We start from the raw sequence: 3,203 nt of genomic DNA, 5'->3' as shown, positions 1-3,203 counted from the left end.
CGGGGTGATGGGTGGTTGGTCGTTGTTTGAGAACTGCACAGTGGACGCGAGCATCTGTGGCCAAGTTTTTAAGGGCGCACGGTGGATGCCTTGGCACCAGGAACCGATGAAGGACGTGGGAGGCCACGATAGTCCCCGGGGAGCCGTCAACCAGGCTTTGATCCGGGGGTTTCCGAATGGGGAAACCCGGCAGTCGTCATGGGCTGTCACCCTTGCCTGAACACATAGGGCAAGTGGAGGGAACGCGGGGAAGTGAAACATCTCAGTACCCGCAGGAAGAGAAAACAACCGTGATTCCGGGAGTAGTGGCGAGCGAAACTGGATGAGGCCAAACCATATACGTGTGAGACCCGGCAGGGGTTGCGTATGTGGGGTTGTGGGATTTCTCTTTCACGGTCTGCCGGCCGTGAGACGAGTCAGAAACCGTTGATGTAGGCGAAGGACATGCGAAAGGTCCGGCGTAGAGGGTAAGACCCCCGTAGTCGAAACATCAACGGCTCGTTTGAGAAACACCCAAGTAGCACGGGGCCCGAGAAATCCCGTGTGAATCTGGCGGGACCACCCGCTAAGCCTAAATATTCCCTGGTGACCGATAGCGGATAGTACCGTGAGGGAATGGTGAAAAGTACCGCGGGAGCGGAGTGAAATAGTACCTGAAACCGTGTGCCTACAAGCCGTGGGAGCGTCGCGCATCAAGTTTACTTGGTGCGTCGTGACTGCGTGCCTTTTGAAGAATGAGCCTGCGAGTTTGCGGTGTGTTGCGAGGTTAACCCGTGTGGGGAAGCCGTAGCGAAAGCGAGTCCGAATAGGGCGATTTAGTAGCGCGCTCAAGACCCGAAGCGGAGTGATCTAGCCATGGGCAGGTTGAAGCGGCTGTAAGAGGTCGTGGAGGACCGAACCCACCAGGGTTGAAAACCTGGGGGATGACCTGTGGTTAGGGGTGAAAGGCCAATCAAACTCCGTGATAGCTGGTTCTCCCCGAAATGCATTTAGGTGCAGCGTCGTGTGTTTCTTGCCGGAGGTAGAGCACTGGATAGGCGATGGGCCCTACCGGGTTACTGACCTTAGCCAAACTCCGAATGCCGGTAAGTGAGAGCGCGGCAGTGAGACTGTGGGGGATAAGCTCCATGGTCGAGAGGGAAACAGCCCAGAGCATCGACTAAGGCCCCTAAGCGTACGCTAAGTGGGAAAGGATGTGGAGTCGCACAGACAACCAGGAGGTTGGCTTAGAAGCAGCCACCCTTGAAAGAGTGCGTAATAGCTCACTGGTCTAGTGATTCCGCGCCGACAATGTAGCGGGGCTCAAGCGTACCGCCGAAGTCGTGTCATTGCAGCAATAGGGCCAACGCCCGCTGTGATGGGTAGGGGAGCGTCGTGTGCCGGGTGAAGCCGCGCCGGAAGGCAGTGGTGGACGGTTCACGAGTGAGAATGCAGGCATGAGTAGCGATACACACGTGAGAAACGTGTGCGCCGATTGACTAAGGGTTCCTGGGTCAAGCTGATCTGCCCAGGGTAAGTCGGGACCTAAGGCGAGGCCGACAGGCGTAGTCGATGGATAACCGGTTGATATTCCGGTACCCGCTGTGAAGCGTCAAACATTGAACCAGGCGATGCTAAGTCCGTGAAGCCGCCCTGGAGCCTTCGGGCAAAGGGGAGTGGTGGAGCCGACGGACCAGACCTGTAGTAGGTGAGTGATGGGGTGACGCAGGAAGGTAGTCCATCCCGGGCGGTGGTTGTCCCGGGGTAAGGGTGTAGGCCGTGTGACAGGTAAATCCGTCACGCATTAAGGCTGAGACCTGATGCCGAGCCGATTGTGGTGAAGTGGATGATCCTATGCTGTCGAGAAAAGCCTCTAGCGAGTTTCATGGCGGCCCGTACCCTAAACCGACTCAGGTGGTCAGGTAGAGAATACCGAGGCGTTCGGGTGAACTATGGTTAAGGAACTCGGCAAAATGCCCCCGTAACTTCGGGAGAAGGGGGGCCATCACTGGTGATCCGATTTACTCGGTGAGCTGGGGGTGGCCGCAGAGACCAGCGAGAAGCGACTGTTTACTAAAAACACAGGTCCGTGCGAAGCCGTAAGGCGATGTATACGGACTGACGCCTGCCCGGTGCTGGAACGTTAAGGGGACCGGTTAGTCACTCTTCGGGGTGGCGAAGCTGAGAACTTAAGCGCCAGTAAACGGCGGTGGTAACTATAACCATCCTAAGGTAGCGAAATTCCTTGTCGGGTAAGTTCCGACCTGCACGAATGGCGTAACGACTTCTCGACTGTCTCAACCATAGGCCCGGTGAAATTGCACTACGAGTAAAGATGCTCGTTTCGCGCAGCAGGACGGAAAGACCCCGGGACCTTTACTACAGTTTGATATTGGTGTTCGGTTCGGCTTGTGTAGGATAGCTGGGAGACTTTGAAGTCATGGCGCCAGCCATGGTGGAGTCGTCGTTGAAATACCAGTCTGGTCGTGCTGGATGTCTAACCTGGGTCCGTGATCCGGATCAGGGACAGTGTCTGATGGGTAGTTTAACTGGGGCGGTTGCCTCCTAAAGAGTAACGGAGGCGCCCAAAGGTTCCCTCAGCCTGGTTGGTAATCAGGTGTTGAGTGTAAGTGCACAAGGGAGCTTGACTGTGAGACCGACGGGTCGAGCAGGGACGAAAGTCGGGACTAGTGATCCGGCGGTGGCTTGTGGAAGCGCCGTCGCTCAACGGATAAAAGGTACCCCGGGGATAACAGGCTGATCTTCCCCAAGAGTCCATATCGACGGGATGGTTTGGCACCTCGATGTCGGCTCGTCGCATCCTGGGGCTGGAGTCGGTCCCAAGGGTTGGGCTGTTCGCCCATTAAAGCGGTACGCGAGCTGGGTTTAGAACGTCGTGAGACAGTTCGGTCCCTATCCGCTGTGCGCGTAGGAATATTGAGAAGGGCTGTCCCTAGTACGAGAGGACCGGGACGGACGAACCTCTGGTGTGCCAGTTGTCCTGCCAAGGGCATGGCTGGTTGGCTACGTTCGGGAGGGATAACCGCTGAAAGCATCTAAGCGGGAAGCCTGCTTCGAGATGAGTATTCCCACCCCCTTTGAGGGGTTAAGGCTCCCAGTAGACGACTGGGTTGATAGGCCGGATCTGGAAGGCGGGTAACCGCTGGAGGTGACCGGTACTAATAGGCCGAGGGCTTGTCCTCAGTTGCTCGCGTCCACTGTGT

Annotated in this window: 1 rRNA gene; it reads left to right on the top strand. The window is 56.9% G+C overall.

What is annotated here, in order from left to right:
- Positions 1-58: 58 nt before the first annotated feature.
- A 23S ribosomal RNA gene (locus tag ABZV34_RS37000) occupies positions 59-3,182 on the top strand.
- Positions 3,183-3,203: the final 21 nt, after the last annotated feature.

This window comes from Streptomyces sp. NPDC005195 (assembly GCF_040608315.1).
Taxonomy (GTDB): Bacteria; Actinomycetota; Actinomycetes; order Streptomycetales; family Streptomycetaceae; genus Streptomyces; species Streptomyces kaempferi.
This window is presented reverse-complemented; position numbering and strand designations above follow the sequence as displayed.